Source organism: Stutzerimonas stutzeri, assembly GCF_024448935.1.
GTDB classification, from domain to species: Bacteria; Pseudomonadota; Gammaproteobacteria; order Pseudomonadales; family Pseudomonadaceae; genus Stutzerimonas; species Stutzerimonas stutzeri_AO.
The window spans coordinates 1-2498 of the sequence record NZ_JAMOIE010000191.1; the positions used below are offsets into that span (position 1 = coordinate 1).

At 60.2% G+C, this 2498-nt stretch carries 3 protein-coding genes; all 3 read left to right on the forward strand.

Annotated elements, in window-relative coordinates; all coding sequences use genetic code 11:
• Window positions 1–230: 230 nt before the first annotated feature.
• The 3 genes from NA637_RS24635 to NA637_RS24645 all read left to right on the forward strand — a co-directional run bounded on the left by NA637_RS24635 (window position 231) and on the right by NA637_RS24645 (window position 2473).
• Entirely contained in the window at window positions 231–1448 is a 1218-nt protein-coding gene (locus tag NA637_RS24635) for a PQQ-dependent sugar dehydrogenase (protein WP_256075161.1), read from the forward strand.
• Window positions 1449–1508: 60 nt separating this feature from the next.
• Entirely contained in the window at window positions 1509–1847 is a 339-nt protein-coding gene (locus NA637_RS24640; RefSeq protein ID WP_256075162.1) for a c-type cytochrome, read from the forward strand.
• A 167-nt stretch (window positions 1848–2014) separates the two neighbouring features.
• Window positions 2015–2473, forward strand: coding sequence for a DUF1456 family protein (locus NA637_RS24645; RefSeq protein WP_256075163.1), 459 nt, complete (start codon window positions 2015–2017; stop codon window positions 2471–2473).
• Window positions 2474–2498 lie beyond the last annotated feature (25 nt).

Below are 2498 nucleotides of genomic sequence, written 5' to 3' on the forward strand. Positions count from 1 at the left end.
CATAATGAGAATTGCTGAATGCATTTGCACGGACTTCTGGTAAGGACCGGGATGGTGCTACGCTGTGATATGCCTTACGTTTATTAGCTGGTCCAATCGATCGGTTATTCGAGCGCGAGCACAACAACAATAAACGTCGCCCTGCGAGGCGATCCTTCATGAGGTCGGTGCCTGTGAAATATGCTCCCTTTGCCTTGAGTATCCTGGTCGCATGGCTTTCCGGAGCTGCCATGGCAGCACCGACGAGCGACGAAGCCCTGGAGCGCATGCGCTCGATGAAAACCACCGGGCAGTCGTTGGAGATGACGACCATTCCCCAGACGGGCGAGGTGGCAGACGCCCTGCGCGCCAACCTCGATCGGATCAAGTTGCCGGACGGGTTCAAGATCGAGCTCTATGCGGTGGTGCCCGACGCTCGCCACATGGCGGTTGGGCCATCGAGCGGGGTGGTCTTCGTCGGTACGCGCAAGACCGATCTCTGGGCCGTCACCGATCGCACCAAGAATCGCAAGGCCGATGAGGTCAAGCGCTTCGCTCCGGCGATCTCCTTCACCCAACCCGGGCCATGTTTCAGCCAGGACGGCTTTCTGTTCGTTGCCGAGCACAATCGCGTACTGGTCTTCCCAGCGGCGGAATTCTTCTATGAAGGGCCAGATGTCGCAGCGGACATCGTGGTGCCCACCGGCGAGCTGATTCCAACTGAAGAGGAAAGCTACAACCATGGCGCCCGAGTCTGTGCCGTGGGGCCGGACAACAAGCTTACCGTGTCCCTGGGACAACCGCATAACGTGCCGCCCAAGGACAAGCTTGATCTCTACAACAAGCACGGCATTGGCGGCATCATTCGCATGGAGCGTGATGGCAGCAAGCGCGAGGTCTACGCCACGGGCGTGCGTAACTCCGTGGGTATTACCTACAACCCGACCAGCAAGGAGCTGTGGTTCACCGATAACCAGGTGGATGGCATGGGCGATGACATCCCGCCGGGCGAGATCAATCACGCGCCGGAAGCCGGAATGAAGTTCGGCATGCCCTGGTATGGCGGTGGTCAGGTGCGGACCAAGGAATACGCCGAGGAAACCCCGCCCGATGGCCTGACGCCGCCGGTCATCGAAACCATTGCCCACGCCGCAGACATGGGGCTCACCTTCTATACCGGCAAGATGTTTCCCGAGCAGTACCGGGGTGGGCTGTTCAGCGCTCAGCGTGGCAGCTGGAACCGGACCGAGCCGGCCGGAGCGCGCGTAATGTTTACGCCCTTCGCTGCCGACGGTAGCGCGCCATCGGGGGAAACCGTGCCTTTCGCTGAAGGCTGGCTGGACAAGGAATCTGGCGAGTACTACGGCCGCATCGTCGATGTCGCTCAGCTCAAGGATGGCTCTTTGCTGGTCAGCGACGACACCGCGGGTGCGATCTACCGCATCTCGTACAGCGGCGGCACCGACTGACGCTTCGCAGTGAGGTAGCCCGGCTTCTGCAAGCCGGGCAACGTGGTCCAGGGGATGGATATGGCTGTAAATCGTCGTCGCAAACTGGTGATGCACTGGCTGATTCTGCTGTCGCTGCTATTCGCCTCCGAGGTGCGTGCCGACCTTGTGGCGGGGAAAGCAAAGGCCAAGATGTGCGCGGCTTGCCACGGTATCGACGGCCTCAGCAAGGTGGCCGATGCGCCGAATCTGGCGGGTAACGGCGAGTTGTACCTGGCGCGGCAACTCAAGGCGTTTCGCAGCGGTGAGCGCAAGCATCCGCAGATGTCCGTCATTGCCGCCGGCCTGAGCGATGATGACATCGCCCAGGTAACGGCCTGGTATTCGGCGATCAAGGTAAGTGTGAAGCTTCCGCAGTAGCGGCGTGCGGCCGATCACAGACGGCATTTCTCTGGAAGCTTGAGCGATCCTCTATACTCGCAGCCCTTCGGGCCGGCCTGAGCTGCTGCATATTGGCAGCCCGGCGAACGTATCAACCATTGAGGTGTGGCGCCGCTCTCGCTCCTCCAGCAAGTTAAGGAACATCCATGCTCAATAACGATGTATTGCGCAGCCTGCGCTACATCCTCAACGTCAATGACGCCAAGATCGCCGAGATCACTCGGCTGACGGGTTGCGAGATCCCCGATAGCGAGGCGGTGGCTTACCTGGCGAAGGAAGACGAGGAAGGCTTCAAACCCTGTCCGGATCGGATCATGGCGCACTTTCTCGATGGCCTCGTGATCTACAAGCGCGGCAAGGACGAGAGCCGGCCGATTCCATCCATCGAATTGCCGGTGACCAACAACTCGGTGCTGAAAAAACTGCGTGTGGCCTTCGAATTGAAGGAAGACGACATGCATGCGATTCTCCAGTCGGTCGACTTCCCCCTATCCAAGCCCGAACTCAACGCATTGTTCCGCAAGGCCGGACACAGCAACTACCGGGCGTGCGGCGACCAGTTGCTGCGCAACTTTCTCAAGGGGCTGGCCCAGCGCAGCAACTGAGCAAGCTCGCCTGTAGAGCCGTCAG